A 17,976-nucleotide genomic window follows, 5' to 3' on the forward strand; every position below is an offset into this window, starting at 1 on the left:
TGCCGCCTCGCGCACCGCACTGGCGCTGCTCCAGGATCTGGTCGTAGACGCGGAAGCCATGGCGGAGCGCGCCACCGCGGCACCGGGCCTCCTGTTCTCCGAGCCGGCCGTGTTCGCGCTGGCCGCCGTCATGCCGCGCGGCGAGGCGGAAGCCCAGGTCGCCGCCGCCGCGAAGACGGCGCTGGCCGACGGGCGTCATCTGGTCGATGTGCTGGCAGAATCGCTGGGCCCGGTGGCCGACTGGCCGGCACTGCGCCGGCTGGACGGTGTGGTAGCGGCCACGACGAAACGAACCCGAGCGATCGTCCAGGCATTGCGGGCGCCTTGAGTCACTGGAGCAGGGACAGCGGCCACAAGGCGAGGGCCGGGATCGCTGCCACCAGCACCAGCCGGATCAGGTCCGCCAGCACGAAGGGCAGGACCCCGGTATAGGTCTCCCGGACGGGCACCGTTTCGGCGATGGCACTGACGACGAACACGTTCAGGCCGATTGGCGGTGCCGACAGGCCGATGCCCACCACGATCAGCACCAGGATGCCGAACCAGATCGCGGTCTGCTCCGCGGTCAGGCCGAAGTCGAGCCCGGCTACCACCGGGAAGAACACGGGCAGGGTCAGGAGGATCATGGCGAGCTCGTCCATCACCGCGCCGAGGCCGATATAGGTGAGCAGGATCAAAGCGAGCACGCCGTAAGGCGGCAGGCCGCTTTCGGCGATCCAGTGGGCGAGCATGCCGGGCATCTGGGTGAGCGTCAGGAAACTGTTGAACAGCTCGGCACCCAGCAGGATCGCCGCGATCATGCCGGTGGTCTCGGCGGTCCGCAGCAGGCAGCGCATCACCCCGGCCAGATCCAGGCGGCGCGTCACCATGGTCAGCAGCAGCATTGCGATCGCACCGACCGCCGCCCCCTCGGTAGGCGTGAAGACCCCGCCATAGATGCCGCCCAGCACCACGAGCCCGATCAGGATCGCCGGCCAGACCCTGGCCAGAGCGGCATGGCGTTCAGCGGCAGAATGCGGCGCGTGGGCGGGTGCCAGCTCCGACCGCCACCGGACCCGGATCGCGATGGTGATGCAGTAGAAAAGGGTGGCGAGCAGGCCCGGGATCAGAGCTGCCGCGAACAGCTTGACGATGTTCTGCTCGGTCGTGATGGCATAGACGATCAGGATGATCGAGGGCGGGATCAGGATGCCGAGCGTGCCGCCCACCGCGACCGTGCCGGTCGCGAGCGAATCGGCATAACCGAAGCGCCGGAACTCGGGCAGGGCCGCCCGGGAGAAGGTCGCGGCGGTCGCGACCGACGAGCCGCAGATGGCGCCGAACACGGTGCAGGCGCCGATCACCGCCATGGCCAGCCCGCCGCGCTTGTGCCCCACGAACCCGCTGGCTGCCCGGAACAGGTCGCGGGCCAGCCCGGACTGCTCGGCGAACGCGCCCATCAGCACGAACAGCGGGATGACCGAGAGGCTGTAGTTGGCGAACAGGTAATAGGGGGTCGTCTTGATGGCGTTGAGGAAGACCGGCCATCCCGAGAGGGCGACATAGCCGGCACTGCCGGTGAGCAGCATGGCGAGGCCCACCGGCACGCGGATGGCGATCAGGAGCAGGAGGGCGACGAAGCCCGCCGAGGCCAGGGTGGGACCGCTCATGACCGCCCGGTCGCCAGCCGGATCGACGTGACCAGCGCCACGACCGCGAGCAGGCCAGCCAGCAGGGCGGTCGCCACGATCACCGGTCCCACCGGGATGCCGGCCGACATCGAGGTGGTGCCGTAGCCGATCTCCTCCAGCCCGCCCTTGAAGGCCTGCCAGGCGATCAGCGCCGCGAACCCTGCCCAGGCCAGGTCCCAGAGCGCGTCCAGAAGCCGCCTGCCGCCAGGCGACATCCAGCCGGTGAAGGTGTCGACCATGATGTTGCCGCGCCGTGCCTGGCAGAAGGGCAAAAAGGCGAACACGGCAAGGGCGGCCGCCATCTCCATCATCTCGAAATCGCCGTCGATGCCGCTGCCCACGAGCCAGCGCAGGAGCACGCTGATGGTGATGATTAGGCCGGCCAGGAGCAGCACGATCCCGCCGCACAGGGCGGCGATTCGGGTCACCTGCTCGACCAGCCGGCCGGCAGGATGGGCGTCCTGGTTGCCGGTCACGCCGCGTACTTGGCGAGCGTGGCCCTGGCATCCTCGAGCAGGGCGGCACCATCCTCGGTGGCCTGGACCCAGGCATCCACGACCGGCCGGGTCGCCTCGATCCAGCGCCCGGTCTCGTCCGGCTGAATCACGACGATCTCGTTGCCGCGCTCTTCCGCGAGCTTGCGCGCGACCGGCGCCTCGTCGTCCCAGGCTTTGGCCGCCATGGCGGACGCGGTCTGTCCGGACAGGCCGTCCAGCACCGCTTTGAGATCGTCCGGCAGCCGGGCGTAGCTGTCCTGGTTCATCACCAGGCAGTGGGCTGAAGTGTAGAGTGTCGGCGTACCGTCCGCGAACTCGGTATGGGCCGCGACCAGTTCCTGCAGCTTCAGCGCCGGCACGACCTCCCAGGGCACGATGGCGCCCTCGATGACCCCCTGGGCGATGCTTTCGGGCACCTGGGGCACGGGCATGCCAACCGCGGCGGCACCCAATGCCTTCAGGGCCTCGCCGGTCAGCCTTGATGGGAAGCGCAGCTTGCGGCCCTGCATGTCCTCCAGCCGGCGGATCGGCGTCCTGCTGTGGATCACGCCCTGGTCGTTGGCCCAAAAGCAGATCGGATGCACGTCGCCGAACTCTTCCGCGAGGTTCCGCTCGGCAAAATCCTGAAGCGCCTTCGAGTTCACCGCCGAGGTCCTGGCACCCAGGAACGGCAGCTCGAAGGTCTCGATCCTCGGGAAGCGTCCTGCCGTATAGCCGGGTAGGGTCCAGACCAGGTCGACCACCCCGTCCTTGGCCTGGTCGAACAGCTGGGGCGGTTTGCCGCCCAGGCTCATGGCCGGATAGATGTCGATCTGCAGCCGGCCGTCGCTGTTGGCCAGCACCTGTTCGGCCCAGGGCTGGAGGAAGCGGGTCTGGCAGTTGGAGGTGGGCGGCAGGAAATGGTGCAGCTTCAGCGTCACCTCGGCTGCCCGAGCCCGGCGCGTGCGCAAGATCGCCGGTGCCGCGACCGCCCCGCCGGCCAGCACCAGGAGGCGCCGCCGCGTCGTTCCCGGCCCGAAATTCGATCGGTCCATCGAATGGCCTCCCCGATGAGCGTTGTTTGTTCGGTCCCGCCTGAAGGATCGGCAGGAGACCGGCACGTCGTCATCGCAACCATGCTGGGCGACTATGCCGGCGGATCTTCGCGACTGCCACCATCGGGGCAGGTCGTTCGGACTTCGATCCGTCCAGCGGCGATGGCCGGACCTTTTCCCTTCCGGTCGAGGTGGCGATCCGCGAGACTTCGCAGCCGGCACCAGCCGGAGGGGACCCGAAGCGGGGAGGCAGATGCGCACCCAGGTCGCGATCATCGGTGCCGGCCCGGCCGGCCTGCTGCTCGGCCAGCTGCTCGGGCGGGCCGGGATCGACACGGTAATCGTCGAGCGGAGCAGCCGGGCCCATGTCCTGTCCCGGATCAGGGCAGGGGTGCTGGAACAGGGCATGGCCGACCTGCTGGTCGAGGCGGGTGCCGGCGAGCGCCTGGTGCGGGAAGGCCTGGTCCATCATGGGATCTGGCTGGCGTTCGCCAACCGTCGCCACCGGATCGACCTCACAGGCCTCACCGGCGGCCGGCACGTCACCGTCTATGGCCAGACCGAGGTCACCCGCGACCTGCTGGCCGCGCGCGACGCCATGGGGGCACCGACCTTCTTCTCGGCGCCGGCCGTCGGGATCGAGCGGTTCGACAGCGCCCGCCCCACGGTCCGCTTCACCCGCGACGGCGTGACCGAGGAACTCGCCTGCGACTTCGTCGCGGGCTGCGACGGCTCGCACGGCATCTGCCGACAACTGGCGCCGGGTCATGTCATCCGGACCTTCGAGCGGACCTACCCGTTCGGCTGGCTGGGTCTCCTGGCGGACGTGCCGCCAGCCCTGGACGAGCTGGTCTATGCCAATCACGAACGGGGTTTCGCGCTCTGCTCGATGCGCTCGCAGACCCGCAGCCGCTACTACGTCCAGGTGCCGACTGGCGAGAAGGTCGAGGACTGGCCGGACGAGCGGTTCTATGGCGAACTGTGCCGGCGCCTGCCCGACGAGATCGCCGCCAGGGTCACAGTTGGGCCGTCGCTGGAGAAGAGCATCGCGCCTTTGCGCAGCTTCGTCGCCGAGCCGATGCGCGTTGGCCGCCTGTTCCTCGCCGGGGATGCCGCCCACATCGTCCCGCCGACCGGTGCCAAGGGCCTGAACCTGGCGGCCAGCGACATAAGCTACCTGTCCGAGGCCCTGCTCGACTTCTACCGCACCGGGGCCACGTCCGGGCTCGAAGCCTACTCGGCCCGGGCCCTGGCGCGGGTCTGGCAGGCGGAGCGCTTCTCCTGGTGGATGACCTCCCTCCTGCACCGCTTCCCCGAGCAGGGGCCGTTCGGCCAGCGGCTGCAGCAGGCCGAGCTGGACTATATCGCCGCCTCGACCGCCGCCGCCACCAGCCTGGCCGAGAACTATGTCGGGCTGCCCTATTAGGCTGGAGCCGAGGGTGGCGAGCCGGTGAGGGCAGGGGCCCCTGCGCAGCCGTATACGGCTGCGCAGAGACGGCAGCAGGACGCGCCGGGCCGGCTCCTCGATGTTCCCTCATCGAGGAGCGGCACCTCTGCCCGGATCAATGGGTGACGGTGAAGCCCCCGTCGACCACCAGCAGATGACCGTTCACATAGGCCGAGGCCGGTGCGCAGAGGAACAGCAGGGCCGTGGCCAGGTCCGATGTCTCGCCCCAACGGCCGACCGGCGTGCGGGTGCGGACCGAGGCGTCGAAGGCGGGGTCGGTCTGCAGTGCCACGTTGATCTCGGTGCGGATATAGCCCGGGCAGATCGCGTTCGCGGTGACGCCGGACGGGCCGAGCTCTGCGGCCAGCGCCTTGGTGAGCCCGGCGATGGCGTGCTTGGTGGAGGCATAGGCATGGGCGTTGCGCTTGCCGTGCAGGGCCATGATCGAGGCGATGTTGACGATCCGGCCAAAACCCTTCGCCACCATGCCGCGCGCGGCCTCGCGTGCCAGCACGTAGGGAGCCACGAGGTTGGTGTCGACCACGCTGCGCCAAGCATCGGTCCGGCTCTCGGCCAGCGGGCTGCGCTCGATGATCCCGGCATTGTTGACCAGGATGTCGGGGGCGCTGCCTGCGTCACGCAAGGCGGCGAGGCTCGTGGTCACCGCCGCCTCGTCGCAGACGTCCAGGACCAGGGAGCGGGCTTTGCCGCCCTTGGCGGTGATGGTGGCCGCCGCCTCTTCCAGGGCGGGCTTCGAGCGGGCGGCCAGGATCACTTCGGCGCCGGCAGCGCCGAGGGTCTGCGCCATGGCCCGGCCGATGCCGCGCGAGGCCCCGGTGACCAGGGCGGTATGGCCGGAGAGATCGAACAGCTCCGCCGGGGTCATGCCGCCACCGTGCGCGGCGCGCGATAGCTCTCGAAATTGCCGCACACCCCGATCGACTGGCCGGAGATGTGCCGCGCATAGTCGGAGGCCAGGAAGATCGCGAGGTCGGCGACCTCCTCCTGGTCGATCATCGTGTGCATCGAGACGTTGTGCAGGAGGTTCGGCAGGTATTCCTCGAAGCTCATGCCGCGCTTTTCGGCCTGCTCGGTGATGACGCGCCGACCGCGCGGGCCGTCGACCACGCCCGGCAGGATCGCGTTCACCCGGATGTTGTGCTCGCCGAGCTCGATCGCCATCACGTCGGTAAAGCCGCGCACGCCATATTTCGCCGCCGAATAGGGCGAGCGGTTCGGCATGCCCATGCGCCCGGCCGTGGACGACAGGTTGACGATCACCCCGCTTAGCTGCGCCTTGAACAGCGGCACGGCGCGACGGGTGGCAAAGAACGCGCCGTTCAGGTTCACCCCGATCGTGCGCTCCCACTCCTCCGGCGTAATCGCCTCGACCGGCTTGGTCGGACCCGAGATGCCGGCATTGTTCACCAGCACGTCGAGCCCGCCCAGATGGGCGATGGCAGCGTCGAAGAAGGCGTCGACTGCTTCGGCCCGGCCGACATCAGCCTTGGCGCCGAAGATCCCAGGCCTGGCGGCGGCTAGGTCCTGCAGGGCCGCGTCGTCCACGTCGCAGACGGCGACGCTGGCGCCGACATCGGCGAACCGCTCCGCCATGACCCGGCCGATGCCCGATCCGCCAGCGGTGATGACGACCCGGCGGCCGGTGAGGTCAACGCGCATTCTGGGTGCTCCCGATCAACTCTGCATCTCCTTGCCGTTCCCGCCGGCTCAGCCAGTTCGGCATCGGGATCTCCCGTCCCTTGGTCAGCCCCTGCGGGCGCGAGATCAGGACCACCAGCATCACGATGCCAAGGCCGACCTGGCCCAGGCCCGAGGGGGCGGTGATGGTGAAGTCGCCGATCTGCCAGCCGCGCTCCAGCTGGCGCAGCAGCTCGGCGACAAAGGCCAGGATCGCCACGCCGATGACCGCACCCGCCAGGCTGCGCATCCCGCCCACCACCAGCATGGCGAGGATCAAAAAGGTCAGGTTCAGGTGGACGTTGGCGGTGGTGGTGAGGGCACCGTTGAAATGGCCCTGCAGCACGCCGCCGGCTGCCACCACCGCGGCACTGACCACAAACGCGATCAGCCGCATCCGCTCGACCTCGACGCCGGCCGCACGTGCTGCCGCCGCATCCTCGCGGGTCGCCCGTAGGAGCAGGCCGTAGCGCGAGTACTGGAACAGGAGGGCCAGCAGCATGGCGATCAGCGCTGCCGCCAGGGCCAGCTTCGGCCCGGCATAGACCGGCAGTCCGACCAGCGAGGCGGTGCCCTTCGTCCAGCCGGTCCAGTTGTTGTAGATGACCACGATCACGCTGAAGAAGGCGAAGCTCGCGATCGAGGCGGCGATCCCGGCCAGCCGCATGAGCGCCAGGCCGATCACGAAGGCCAGCAGTGCGGCCAGCAGGACGCCGACCAGGCCGCCGGTGAACGGGTCCAGGTGGATGGACTGCATGAAGGCCGGCAGGCCCGGCAGGATCACCTTCTTGAAGGTCGGCGGGATGGTCATCCAGGCCGAGGCGTAGGAGCCGACCACGATGAAGGCCGCATGGCCGAAGGAGAAGATGCCGCTGTTGCCGATGAAGATGTAGAGCCCGACCACCATGGTGAGCTTGATCAGCGTGTCGGTGACCACGCGGGCCAGCACCGGGCCGGTGGAGGCCAAGAGCAGCGCTGCCACGGCGACGGGGATGCCCAGCACCAAAAAGGTCCAGACGATGCCCTGCCAGGAATGGGTGGGATCGTTGCGCATCAGATCCGCTCCCGTGCGGTGGCGAGCATGATGAGGCCGCCCGGGCGCAGCAGCAGCATCAGGACGACCGCGCCGAACACGAAGGCCTCGCGGAACGGCTGGAGGTCGGCCGGCAGGGCCAGCTGCAGCAGGGTAGTGAGGAAGCCCACCAGGAAGCCGCCGAGCGCGCAGCCGACCAGGCTGCCCATGCCGCCGATCACGGTGGCGACGAAGCCGATGATGGTGAGGTTGAGCCCCAGGAACGGCGTCATGGTGCCGGTCTGGGCCACGAACAGGACTGAGACGGTGACGGCCAGCAGCGCGCTGGCGATGAACGCGGCGGCGATCACCTTGTTGATGTCGACGCCGACCAGTCGCGCCATGGTCGGATTCTCTGACACGGCGCGCATCTGGTAGCCGATCCGGGTGAAGCGGATGAAGGCGGCGAGCGCCCCGGTCAGCACGATCGTCGCCACGATCTGCAGGATGCTGACCCCCGCGATGCGGATGCCCAGGATCTCCAGGTTCGTGCTCATCGCGGGCAGGAAATTCACGGTGCGCGCGAGCGAGCCGAACATCATCACATAGCTGTACTGGATCGTGTAGCTGAGCGCGAAGGACACGATCATCAGCGTTTCAGGGCTTGCCAGGCGGACCGGCCGGAACGCGACGAAGTCGGCGGCCAGCGCCACCATGATCAGGACGATGGCCGCGATCAGGATCGTGACCGGCCAGTAGAAGCCGATGGTGAGCAGGATCGTGTAGGCGCCGATCATCACGAAGTCGCCATAGGCGAAGTTGACCAGGCCCACGACGCCGAAGATCAGACCGATGCCGATGGCGGTGAGGGCGTAGAGCCCGCCCACGCTCACGGCGTCGATGATGAACTGGACGAGGAGGTCCATCACGCGCTCCCTTGGGCGGCGACGTCGCTCGGGACGCCGAAATAGGCTGCATCGATATCGCCGGCATGGGCGATCTCGTCGGGCGTGCCGGTGAAATGGACAATGCCGGCGGACAGCAGATGGGCGCGGTCGCAGACCGAAAGGGCGCGCACCGCGTTCTGCTCGACCAGCAGGATCGCCATGCCTTGCGCCCGGAGCGTCCGGATGCCGGCGAACACTGCATCCGTCACCACCGGAGCCAGACCCAGCGACGGCTCGTCCAGCATGAGCAGGCGCGGCCGGGACATCAGGGCGCGGCCGATCGCGAGCATCTGCTGCTCCCCGCCGGACAGGAGGCCGGCCGGCCGCGGGAACAGCCTGGGCAGTGCCGGGAACAGTTCGCCGATCCGCTCGATGTCCTGGGCGATCCCGTCCCAGTCATTGCGCGTGCTGGCGCCGATCAGGAGGTTCTCGATCACGGTGAGCTTGGTGAAGATGTCACGATTCTCCGGCACCAGGGCGATGCCGGCCCGGACGATCTTCTGGATCGGCATGCCGACCAGGTCCTGGCCGTCGAAGCCGATCGTGCCAGCCCGCGGCCGGACCACGCCGGCAACGGCGGAAAGCAGCGAGGTCTTGCCCGCCCCGTTCGGGCCAATCAGGGCCACGACCTCGCCGGACGAGACGTCGAGCGAGACACCCTGCAGGGCCGCGACCGCACCGTACTGGACCGCCAGCTCCCGGACCTTGAGCAGGCTCATCGCTCCCCCTCGCCCAGATAGGCCTGGCGCACCTCGGGCTGGGCGCGGACATGGTCCGGCGTGCCCTCGGCGATGGTGGCACCGCTGCGCAGCACGTGGACGCGGTCGCACAGGCCGAACACGATGCGCATGTTGTGCTCGATCAGGAGCACGCCGCAGCCGTGCCGGTCGCGGATGGCGCGGATCGAGGCCAGGAGCTCGTCGCCCTCGGCCTCGTTCAGGCCGGCTGCCGGCTCGTCCAGCAGGATGAAGTCGGGTGCCATGACCAGGGCCCGGGCGATGCCGACCCGACGCTCCAGGCCATAGGGCAGGCTGGAGGCGATCGCGGCCGCATGGGGCGCCAGCTCCAGGTCGCGCAGCGTGTCCATCGACCGCTGCCGGGCCTCGGCACGCGGCAGCCCTTGGGCCAATGCCGCGATCTCGACATTCTCCAGGACGGTCAGGCCGGAGAACAGGCGCACCGCCTGGAAGGTCCGCACCAGGCCAGCGCGGGCGCGCTGTGCGGGCTTCCAGGGTGTCACGTCCTGCGCGCCCAGGCGGACTTGGCCGGCATTCGGGCGCTGGAAGCCAGAGAGCACGTTGACGAAGGTGGTCTTGCCGGCGCCGTTTGGCCCGATCAGCCCCAGGATCTCGCCCTTCTCGAGCATGAGCGAGACGTCCGAGATCACGGTCAGCCCGCCGAAACGTACCTGGATTCCTTCGGCGGCGAGCCGCGCGCCCGTGCCGTTCATCGTTGTCTCCTCAGCATGCGGCCCCGCCCCTCCGGATCGTCGTTCGGAAGAAGCGGAGCCGCAGCTGTCATGGCATCGACGGGTCGGGGATCAGAAGGTCGGCTCGGCCGGCTTCTGCGGGGCGAACCGGCCGATCGGCTCGTACTTGCCGTTCACCGCCCGCATGATCAGCAGGGGCCGGGTCAGGTCGATATGCAGGTCCGGCCGGAAGGTGGAGGGGCCCACCAGCAAGGGCTCGTTGTTGAAGGAGTCCAGAGCCGCCTGGATCTCTTCGACCTCGAGCGAGCCCGCCTTCTCCACCGCGCGCGCCCAGGCTTCCACCGCGGCGTAGCCGGTCACGGCATGGCCCATCGGCGCATGCTCGCCGAACTTCTCCTGGTAGCGGGCCATGAACTCGTTCACGCGCTCGTCCGGGTCGTTGCCGTAGATCGAGGCGTAGACCGCCACATAGAAGTCGTTCAGGCCAGGGACGGCATCTGTCCAGTAGGCACCGTCCATGGCTTCGGAGCCGACGATCGGCGTGTCGATGCCGGCGGAGCGGACCTGGCGCAGCACCGAACCGTTGTTCGTGAAGCCACACCACATCACGAAGTCGCTCTTGTCCATCGCCGGCTTCATGCGGCTGATCTGGCCGGCGATCGAGGTGTCGTTGATGCCGTTCCAGGTGTCCTCGCCGCTGATCGCCTCGGCGCCGGCAAGCTCGGTCCAGCGCTTGCGGAAGCCCTGGCACAGCGACTTGGTGTACTCGATCGCCGTGTCCATCATGACATAGGCCGAGCGCCAGCCCTGGGTCTCATACGCCCACTCCGCCAGCATGGTGCCCTGGGCGGTGCTGGCCAGCGACATGGTGTAGGCGAGGGGACCGATGCCCTGGACGCCGAACTTCGGGTCAGCCGCACACGTCGAGAACACGATCTTGTTGGCGGCCACGGTCGCCATGGCGGCGGGTGCGGCGAAGTCATAGTCGCAGGCGACGATGACCATCTCCGCGCCCTGGTCCAGGACCTCCGCGGCCGCCGTGGGGCCGAGCGAGGGATCGGACTTGGTGTCACTCACGACGATCGAGAGGGGACGGCCGAGCAGGCCGCCCTTGGCATTGATGTCCTCGATGGCAAGTTCGGCACCGCGGCGGCCTGCCAGGTCCCATGGGCCCAGCACGCCGGTCTGGCCGGAGGCAACCCCGATCACGATCGGGTCCTCCTGCGCTGCCGCCGGCAGTGCCGTCACGATCGCGAGCGTCACGCCCGCGACGATAGCCTTAACGTTCTTCACCCGGATTCCTCCCCTGGAGTCTGGCCCTTGAAGCCTGGCAGGTGCAGGGCGGTCAGGCCGCCTCGCGGAGCCTGGCCGTTTCCTTCTCGTCGATGCTGCCGTCCGCGGTGAGCGCCACGCCGTAGACCGAGCGTGCCCGCTCGCAGCTCACCAGGCCCTCGCGCACATCGTAGGCGACCTGCGCCGGGCTGCGCCGCTTCGGGTCGCCGTAGCCGCCGCCGCCGCAGGTGTAGGAGACGATCCGCTCGTCCGGGTCGATCTCGACCGAGATCACCACCGGCAGCTCCTCGAGCGTGCCGTCGGCCCGCTTGCGCAACTGGCGGGACGCACCGCCATCGGCGCCGCCACGGACACCTTTTGGCCGGTTGATCCCGCCGTCGGACACGGCATTCACGCTCATCTTGCAGCCGGCCGGGCCATACTCGCAGACCATGGACGGCGCGCCGTTGAACTGGCCGGCACCCTCGGTGTCCGCCACCACCCGGCGGTCGTAGAGCCGGATCGGATAGGCCAGCTCGATCACCTCGATCGAATCCATGTAGCACATGCCGGCATTGCCGGCGTGCAGCAGGGTGAGCCAGGCGTCGTGGGTCGGGCTGCCGGCACCGCCGGTATGGCCCAGGAAGACCTGGTTGACGAAGGGCGTATTGCGGCGCGGATCGGTGCCGGAGATCACCGCCATGGATGCCGGCAGGATCGCACCAGTCTCGGCCAGGCCGTGGGTGGCACTGACCTCGGCGAATGCCGCCTGGATCGGATTGGTAATCCTATCGGCGACGTTGGTGGTGGCGACCGAGCAGCTGGTCGGGTGCCGGGGGATGCCGACCACCGCGCCCTCGCGCAGCTTCATGCGTACCCGCCGGAACGAGCCCTCGTTGCGCGGCACGTCGGGATCGAGCGAGTTGAACACGCCGATCAGCACGGCACTGCGCGTGCAGGCCTCGGACACGTTCAGGCCGAGTTCCAGCGCATCGATATTGTCGGTGAGGTCGACGTCGAGATAGCCCTCGTCCGGATCGATCGCCACGGTGGCATTGATCCTGATCCCTTCCTCGGGCGTGCCCGGGACCGGGTCATGGGTGCTGGAGCGGCGCACCGTCGCCTTGGGCAGCTTGCGGATCGCCTCGACCATCCGGCCTTCGCTGTACTCGAACCAGCGATGCTCGTACTCGGCCAGATGCTCCCAGCCGACCTCCCTGCCCAGTGCGGTGATCTCGCGCTCAGCGATGCGGCCGGCCCCCATCATCGCGAGATAGTCGCCCCACCACTGCTCGGGCACGCGGATGCGCATCCGGCACATCCGGACGATGTCGTCGATGTCCTTGTAGTCGCGCTGGACCTGGACGGCCGGGAAGATCAGCGCGCCCTCGTTATAGACGTCCTTGGCCGAGCCCATATAGGTCGTCGGCAGCGAGTTGCCGATGTCGGCCTGGTGCGCCTTGACCACCGCGGTGTAGCGGTGGCGCCCGTCATCGTCGAACACCGGGATCAGGACCGACAGGTCCGCGGCATGCGAGCAGCCATGATAGGGCGAGTTGTGCAGGTACGCATCGCCCTTGCGCAGGTTCGGATGAAACTCTGCCATCGAGCGGGCCATCATGTCCGGCCCGACCAGAACGTGGATCGGGATGCTTTCCGCAGCCGAGAGCAGCTTGTGATCGCCGGTCACGATGCAGCAGGAGAAGTCGCGCGCGGTGGCGAGCACGCCGGAGCGGCCGGTACGCAGGAGCGTGTTGGCCATCTTACGCGCGATCGATTCCCAGCGGTTGTTGAGAATGGCGAGTTGGACGCCGTCCATGGGCTTCGTCATCTTCACGCTCCGCCGTTCTGCCGAGAGGGTGCCACGTCCACGATCACCGAACCGGACGCGCCGCGCCGTGCCACCGCACCGGGATCGACCACCACCGTGGTGAGCGGCGATTCCACGATCGCGGGACCCTCGATCCGCTCGTCGATGGCCATGTTGCCGAACGAGTAGACCGGCGTGTCGACCCGGCCGGTTTCCTTGAAGTAGCAGCGCCTGGTGCCCGAGATGGGTGCACCGATGCTGTCGGTGGCCATGCGCCCCAGCGCCTCGTCGCGCAGCTTGGCCGAGACATGGGCCTGCCAGCCGATGATCTCGATCGGCGAGCCGATGTCGGCCATCGCGAACAGTTCCTCGTGGACCTGATGGAAGGCTTCCTCGAGTGCTTTGACGTCGGCCGCGGTCTCGACCTGGCCGGACGGCAGCGGCACGTCGATGTCCCAGACCTGGCTGGGATAATGGCCTTCCAGACGGAACGAGATGTGGGTCTCGATCGCGCCGCGCGCGTTCTTCTCCAGGAACTCCTCGCAGCGGGCGCGCAGGCTGCTCAGCAGCTCGTTGACCTTGTCATGGTCGAACGCGTCGGTGCGGGTCGGCAGCACCTCGCGGAAATGGGTGGACAGGTCGGACACGAGCCCGCCCGAGGCGGACAGCACCGGCCCCACTTCCGGGATGATCAGCTGGTCGCAACCCAGGCGGCGCGCGATCAGCACGCTGTTCAGGCCGGCCGCACCACCGCCACCGATCAGCACGGCGCTCGCCGGATCGATGCCCTGGGCGATCGTGATGTCGGCGATCGCCTTGACCATGTTCTCGGTCACGACCGCCAGGATCGCGGCCGCGGCGGCATCCACACTCATGCCGAGCGGGCGGGCCACCTGCCGCTCGATGGCGGCCGCCGCCGCCTCGACCTGGAGGCGCATCGAGCCGCCCAGGAAATTGTCGGGATCGAGATAGCCGAGCGCCAAAGCCGCGTCGGTCACGGTGGGCTCGGTGCCGCCATTGCCGTAGGCAACTGGGCCCGGCACCGCACCGGCGCTGCGCGGGCCGACATGGAGCATGCCGCCCGTGTCGACCCAGGCGATCGAGCCGCCGCCGGCACCGACACTCTTCACGTCCACCGACGGGAAGCCGGTCATGTGGCCGCGGAACGGCTGGCCGATCCAGGTCTCCTTGGCCCAGGGGATCTCACGGTTGCGGATCAGGCTGACATCGTAGGTGGTGCCGCCGGTATCGGCGACGATCGCGTTGGCCGCGCCTGTGTCCAGGTCGGCGAAGTAGCGGCCGACCACCGGCGCCATTGCCGGACCGGAATTGATGACGTGGATCGGCGTGCGCGCCACGTCCTTGGCGTCCAGCACGCCGCCTTGCGAGGTGAACACGAGGATGCGCCCGCCAAAGCCGACCTCGCGCAGCCGCCCCTCCAGATTGCCCATATAGTCGGCCATCAGCGGCTTGAGCGAGGCGTCGATGGCGGCTGCGGTGGTGCGCCGGTACTCGCGGATGACCGGGTTGACCTCGTGGCCCAGCGTCACCGGCACGTTCGGCAGGCGTTCCGTCAGGCGCTCGCGCACCTTCAATTCATGCGCGGGATTGGCGATCGACCAGAGCAGGCTGACCGCGATCGCCTCGACCCGCTCTTCCTCCAGCCGGTCGATGATCGCGTCGAGTGCCGCCAGGTCCAACTCCTCGGCGACGGTGCCGTCGTGCAGGACGCGCTCTGGCACCTCGAAGGTGAGGGCACGCGGAACGTAAGGGGCGGGGTAGGAGACCCGGAAGTTGAACGGCTCCATCCGGCCGCCCTCGCGGAACACCAGGACGTCGGGATTGCCCTTGGTGGTCAGCAGCGCGGTGCGCGCGGTGCTGTCGGTGATGATCGCGTTGATCGCCCGGGTGGTGCCATGGATGAACAGCTCGCCCTTGCCCAGGAGGGTGCGCAGATCCATGCCCATCGTGTCGGCCGCGACCTTGAGCACGTCGATGACGCCGCGGATCGGGTCGTCGGGCGTGGTGGCGGACTTGAACAGATGCAGGGCGCCGTCGTCGTCCTCGACGATGAGGTCGGTGAACGTGCCGCCGGTGTCCGTGGTGAAGCGCATGGCGTAATCCTTAGAACGCGACCAGGTCGCCGCCCTTCAGGCCAAGGAGCGCGCGCGCTTCGGCCGGCGTGGCGATGTCGATCGAGAGTTCAGCCAAGATCCGGCGGATCTTGGCCACCTGCTCGGCATTGGTGCGGGCGAGCTGGCCCTTGCCGAGATAGAGACTGTCTTCGAGGCCGACCCGGACGTTGCCCCCCATCACCGCACCCATGGTGGCGAGGCCCATCTGGCGCCGCCCGGCCGCCAGGATCGACCACTGATAGGCATCGCCGAACAGGCGGTCGGCGATCTCCCGCATGTGCATGAGGTTCTTGGGCTCGGCACCGATGCCGCCCAGGATGCCGAAGATCGTCTGGACGAACAGCGGCGGCTTCACCAGCCCGCGCTCCAAAAAATGCGCGAGCGTGTAGAGGTGGCCGACGTCGTAGCACTCGAACTCGAACCGGGTGCCGCAGCCTTCGCCCAGCTCCTTCAGGATATACTCGATGTCCTTGAAGGTGTTGCGGAAGATGAAGTCCCGGGAATTCTCCAGATAGGCCGGCTCCCAGTCGTGCTTCCACTGGTCGTACTTGGCCAGGATCGGGAAGAGGCCGAAGTTCATCGAGCCCATGTTGAGCGAGCACATTTCCGGGCTCGCCTCGAGCGGTGCGGCCAGTCGGTCCTGCACGGTCATGTTGTGACCGCCGCCGGTGGTGATGTTGATAACCGCGTCGGTCTGCTGCTTGATCCGCGGCAGGAACTGCATGAATACTTCAGGATCGGGCGTGGGCCGGCCGTCCTTGGGGTCACGCGCATGCAGATGCAGGATGGCGGCCCCGGCTTCCGCGGCCTCGATGGCCTGGGTCGCGATCTGGTCAGGGGTGAGCGGCAGGTGATCCGACATGGTCGGCGTATGGATCGAGCCCGTCACCGCGCAAGTAATGATCGCCTTGTGATTCTTGGCCAAAACGGATCCCCTGGAGCATCGAGCAGCACATCGTCAGCCGACGACGGCAGCGTGCAAGACGCCGTCGGATGATTCTCCTGACGTATACTGATTGAGCAAATGATCAGCACCATCCTGCACGGATGTGCAGCATATTCATCATGAGGACGGCAAACATTGCCTCCGTTCTTGGCACGGTCTGCTCCGATTGAGGGCCGCGGCATTTCTTCCACCGCTAGAGGGACGGTAGAACTACGCTCGCGTTCGTGTCAACATGTCATATATGATATATCAAATATCATATACTGCTGGCGCAGGCAGGGTGACTTTTACTGCAACGCAGCATGCGCGGGGGCCGGCGGCGCGTGCTGGATAAAACAGATGTACATCGTACCCGGCTGGCAGTATCCGAACAAAGCCGGATCATGGTTCCGCTCTACCAGGCAAGAACAGGCAGATGCACGAAAGACTGGCAAAGGTAGAAAAGCTCACGCTTCAGGAGCAGATCTATGATCAGCTCAAGACCGGCCTGATGCGCGGCCAGTTTTCTCCAGGCGACATCCTGGTGACGCGCAAGCTCGCCGAGGAGATGGGCACCAGCGTGATGCCGGTGCGCGATGCGCTGCACCGGCTGGCAGCGGAACGGGCGCTGGTCCTCCTGCCCAACCGCTCGGTGGCGGTGCCGACCACCACCCGCGACCAGTTTGACCAGCTCACCGAGATCCGCACCCGGCTGGAGAGCCTCGCCGCCGAGCGCGCCGCCAGCCGGATCGGCAAGGCGGAACTGGCGGCCCTGACGGACCTCAACACGCGCATGGAGGCCGCCATCCGGCAGGGCGATGGCGCCACCGTGCTGGAAACCAACATGGCGCTGCATCTGGAGGTCTATCGGGCCGCCGATGCCGAGATCCTGCTCGGAAACATCGAAAGCCTCTGGCTGCGCTTTGGCCCTCTGCTCGTGGTGCCGCTCTATCGGCGCAGCGAGGTGTTCGATCAGGGCGCCGTCCACCACCGCGACCTCATCGCCGCCCTCGCCGCCCGCGACCCGGCCGCCGCCGGCCGGGCCGTGCGGGCCGACATCGAGCAGGCGGCCGAATGGTATGCGAGGCACCGGCCGTTTGACGATGCGGCCGGCCGGGAGCCCGAACGGGCCATGTCCGCCGCACGGGCGTGATCCCGCCCGACCTCGTTCCCGCGATGCCGGCCCCCTCGATTGTCCGGCCGGAGGGGCCGGCACCCTGCGCGGTGCCGACGGGCCTTGGACAAGAGGCCGCCCGGCGAGGGGCCGGGCGGCAAGGAGGGGGAAATGCGCTAACAGGCTCCTCGGCGGGGGACGAGCCGACGAGCATGCATGACAACAACCATTCATCCGGCCGAGCGTGCCTGCGACCAGGCGACGCTGCCGGATCGGCAGAAGATGTGAAATGCCGACCGCTTGGCCTGATCACGAGATCCAGCGGTTTTCCTGAATGCAAGCAGCACTCATCCTGCAACTGGATGTAGACGACCTTGCCCTCATGCCAGTGGCCGAGGGCACACCATGAAGTGGTGCAAGGTTCATCTGGCAACTCAGGGTGCAGCAACCATCGCCCGTCATCGGGCTGTTGAAGAAGGCTGCAAGATCCACGGATACTGTCCGGCAGCCGGCCTATCGTCGAAGTCTCTGCGCTTGTCCTGCACCTCGAGATTGGGCATCTCGACGCAGGGACATTAATAAGCTGGCGCTGTTTCCTGCGGTGGGGAAAGAAAGACACCCGATCCCGATCGGCTGCAACCCGATCTCATCTCGACACCGTTGTTCAATCCATCAAGAAGATTGGCAGGGATGATGAGACCCTTGGCACCAAGGCGCCTTCGTATCAGCCGGACCAGCCGGGTGCAGGTCGTGATCCGTGACCAGGATCACCGCCATCTCGAAACGCTCGCCCGCATCCTGGATGCCGACGATGCGGTGGCCGAGCGGCTGCGCAACCAGATCGAGCAGATCCTGGCAGAAGATACCTGCACCCGTGAGGAAATGCCGCCGCCGCCCGGGCGTCGACCGACCCGGCACTAGGCTCTGTCGCCAAAGCTGGTGAATGTCAGACGTGAGCGTATCTGGGCTGGGTGACGATACGTACC

The 17,976-nt window shown here is 67.8% G+C and carries 16 protein-coding genes and 1 pseudogene; 4 read left to right on the forward strand and 13 right to left on the reverse strand.

The features are described from left to right. Positions 1–328: pseudogene (locus EQG76_RS25350) on the forward strand (3-carboxy-cis,cis-muconate cycloisomerase); the annotation flags it as partial. A gap of 1 nt (position 329) precedes the next feature. On the opposite strand, the gene EQG76_RS25355 reads toward EQG76_RS25350, so the two are convergent. Genes EQG76_RS25355 through EQG76_RS25365 form a run of 3 tightly spaced genes read right to left on the reverse strand, consistent with a single transcriptional unit; the run spans position 330 to position 3,201 of the window. Continuing rightward, the gene (locus EQG76_RS25355; protein WP_159717476.1) at positions 330–1,649 is read right to left on the reverse strand and encodes a TRAP transporter large permease; all 1,320 of its coding nucleotides are present in this window, start codon (positions 1,647–1,649) and stop codon (positions 330–332) included. After that, positions 1,646–2,146: a TRAP transporter small permease gene (locus EQG76_RS25360; RefSeq protein WP_159717478.1), complete on the reverse strand. Its 501-nt coding sequence runs from the start codon at positions 2,144–2,146 to the stop codon at positions 1,646–1,648. Before EQG76_RS25360 ends, EQG76_RS25355 begins: the two co-directional genes overlap by 4 nt. Continuing rightward, positions 2,143–3,201 (reverse strand): TRAP transporter substrate-binding protein, encoded by a 1,059-nt coding sequence (locus tag EQG76_RS25365; RefSeq protein WP_159717480.1) that lies wholly within the window; start codon positions 3,199–3,201, stop codon positions 2,143–2,145. Before EQG76_RS25365 ends, EQG76_RS25360 begins: the two co-directional genes overlap by 4 nt. Positions 3,202–3,454: 253 nt before the next feature. Between EQG76_RS25365 and pobA the strand changes: the two genes are divergently transcribed. Continuing rightward, a complete protein-coding gene (gene pobA, locus EQG76_RS25370) occupies positions 3,455–4,627 on the forward strand; it encodes a 4-hydroxybenzoate 3-monooxygenase (RefSeq protein WP_159717482.1) in 1,173 nt (390 codons plus the stop codon). A gap of 136 nt (positions 4,628–4,763) precedes the next feature. On the opposite strand, the gene EQG76_RS25375 is transcribed toward pobA, so the two are convergent. The 10 genes from EQG76_RS25375 to EQG76_RS25420 all read right to left on the reverse strand — a co-directional run bounded on the left by EQG76_RS25375 (position 4,764) and on the right by EQG76_RS25420 (position 15,876). After that, positions 4,764–5,534: an SDR family NAD(P)-dependent oxidoreductase gene (locus EQG76_RS25375; protein ID WP_159717484.1), complete on the reverse strand. Its 771-nt coding sequence runs from the start codon at positions 5,532–5,534 to the stop codon at positions 4,764–4,766. Continuing rightward, entirely contained in the window at positions 5,531–6,328 is a 798-nt protein-coding gene (locus EQG76_RS25380; RefSeq protein WP_159717486.1) for an SDR family oxidoreductase, read from the reverse strand. The genes EQG76_RS25375 and EQG76_RS25380 overlap by 4 nt, the downstream gene beginning before the upstream one ends. Then, on the reverse strand, positions 6,318–7,400 hold the full coding sequence (locus tag EQG76_RS25385; RefSeq protein ID WP_159717488.1) for a branched-chain amino acid ABC transporter permease: 1,083 nt from the start codon (positions 7,398–7,400) through the stop codon (positions 6,318–6,320). Before EQG76_RS25385 ends, EQG76_RS25380 begins: the two co-directional genes overlap by 11 nt. After that, complete coding sequence (locus tag EQG76_RS25390) at positions 7,400–8,284, reverse strand: branched-chain amino acid ABC transporter permease (protein WP_159717489.1); 885 nt, start codon at positions 8,282–8,284, stop codon at positions 7,400–7,402. The genes EQG76_RS25385 and EQG76_RS25390 overlap by 1 nt, the downstream gene beginning before the upstream one ends. After that, complete coding sequence (locus EQG76_RS25395) at positions 8,284–9,024, reverse strand: ABC transporter ATP-binding protein (RefSeq protein ID WP_159717490.1); 741 nt, start codon at positions 9,022–9,024, stop codon at positions 8,284–8,286. The genes EQG76_RS25390 and EQG76_RS25395 overlap by 1 nt, the downstream gene beginning before the upstream one ends. Further along, entirely contained in the window at positions 9,021–9,755 is a 735-nt protein-coding gene (locus EQG76_RS25400; RefSeq protein ID WP_159717491.1) for an ABC transporter ATP-binding protein, read from the reverse strand. The genes EQG76_RS25395 and EQG76_RS25400 overlap by 4 nt, the downstream gene beginning before the upstream one ends. Positions 9,756–9,845: 90 nt before the next feature. Next, positions 9,846–11,027 (reverse strand): ABC transporter substrate-binding protein, encoded by a 1,182-nt coding sequence (locus EQG76_RS25405; RefSeq protein WP_159717492.1) that lies wholly within the window; start codon positions 11,025–11,027, stop codon positions 9,846–9,848. A 52-nt stretch (positions 11,028–11,079) separates the two neighbouring features. Next, positions 11,080–12,837 carry a hydantoinase B/oxoprolinase family protein gene (locus tag EQG76_RS25410; RefSeq protein ID WP_159717493.1) on the reverse strand — a complete coding sequence of 586 codons (1,758 nt, stop codon included), beginning with the start codon at positions 12,835–12,837 and terminating at the stop codon, positions 11,080–11,082. Between the two features lie 2 nt (positions 12,838–12,839). Next, complete coding sequence (locus tag EQG76_RS25415; RefSeq protein WP_159717494.1) at positions 12,840–14,930, reverse strand: hydantoinase/oxoprolinase family protein; 2,091 nt, start codon at positions 14,928–14,930, stop codon at positions 12,840–12,842. A 10-nt stretch (positions 14,931–14,940) separates the two neighbouring features. Continuing rightward, positions 14,941–15,876, reverse strand: coding sequence for a BKACE family enzyme (locus EQG76_RS25420; RefSeq protein ID WP_159717495.1), 936 nt, complete (start codon positions 15,874–15,876; stop codon positions 14,941–14,943). A gap of 436 nt (positions 15,877–16,312) precedes the next feature. Here EQG76_RS25420 and EQG76_RS25425 point away from each other — a divergent pair, with 436 nt between their 5' ends. Both EQG76_RS25425 and EQG76_RS25430 read left to right on the forward strand, forming a co-directional pair. Further along, complete coding sequence (locus EQG76_RS25425; protein WP_159717496.1) at positions 16,313–17,029, forward strand: GntR family transcriptional regulator; 717 nt, start codon at positions 16,313–16,315, stop codon at positions 17,027–17,029. Positions 17,030–17,731: 702 nt separating this feature from the next. Beyond that, complete coding sequence (locus tag EQG76_RS25430) at positions 17,732–17,911, forward strand: hypothetical protein (protein WP_159717497.1); 180 nt, start codon at positions 17,732–17,734, stop codon at positions 17,909–17,911. Positions 17,912–17,976: the final 65 nt, after the last annotated feature.

The organism is Geminicoccus flavidas, assembly GCF_009806515.1.
GTDB classification, from domain to species: Bacteria; Pseudomonadota; Alphaproteobacteria; order Geminicoccales; family Geminicoccaceae; genus Geminicoccus; species Geminicoccus flavidus.

Excerpts from the sequence above, each read along its gene's own strand:
- EQG76_RS25390 (WP_159717489.1), bottom strand. The coding sequence starts at position 8,284 with ATGGACCTCCTCGTCCAGTTCATCATCGACGCCGTGAGCGTGGGCGGG.
- EQG76_RS25425 (WP_159717496.1), top strand. The coding sequence starts at position 16,313 with ATGCACGAAAGACTGGCAAAGGTAGAAAAGCTCACGCTTCAGGAGCAG.
- EQG76_RS25415 (WP_159717494.1), bottom strand. The coding sequence starts at position 14,930 with ATGCGCTTCACCACGGACACCGGCGGCACGTTCACCGACCTCATCGTC.
- EQG76_RS25395 (WP_159717490.1), bottom strand. The coding sequence starts at position 9,024 with ATGAGCCTGCTCAAGGTCCGGGAGCTGGCGGTCCAGTACGGTGCGGTC.
- EQG76_RS25380 (WP_159717486.1), bottom strand. The coding sequence starts at position 6,328 with ATGCGCGTTGACCTCACCGGCCGCCGGGTCGTCATCACCGCTGGCGGA.
- EQG76_RS25355 (WP_159717476.1), bottom strand. The coding sequence starts at position 1,649 with ATGAGCGGTCCCACCCTGGCCTCGGCGGGCTTCGTCGCCCTCCTGCTC.
- EQG76_RS25385 (WP_159717488.1), bottom strand. The coding sequence starts at position 7,400 with ATGCGCAACGATCCCACCCATTCCTGGCAGGGCATCGTCTGGACCTTT.
- EQG76_RS25365 (WP_159717480.1), bottom strand. The coding sequence starts at position 3,201 with ATGGACCGATCGAATTTCGGGCCGGGAACGACGCGGCGGCGCCTCCTG.
- EQG76_RS25375 (WP_159717484.1), bottom strand. The coding sequence starts at position 5,534 with ATGACCCCGGCGGAGCTGTTCGATCTCTCCGGCCATACCGCCCTGGTC.
- pobA (WP_159717482.1), top strand. The coding sequence starts at position 3,455 with ATGCGCACCCAGGTCGCGATCATCGGTGCCGGCCCGGCCGGCCTGCTG.
- EQG76_RS25410 (WP_159717493.1), bottom strand. The coding sequence starts at position 12,837 with ATGACGAAGCCCATGGACGGCGTCCAACTCGCCATTCTCAACAACCGC.
- EQG76_RS25400 (WP_159717491.1), bottom strand. The coding sequence starts at position 9,755 with ATGAACGGCACGGGCGCGCGGCTCGCCGCCGAAGGAATCCAGGTACGT.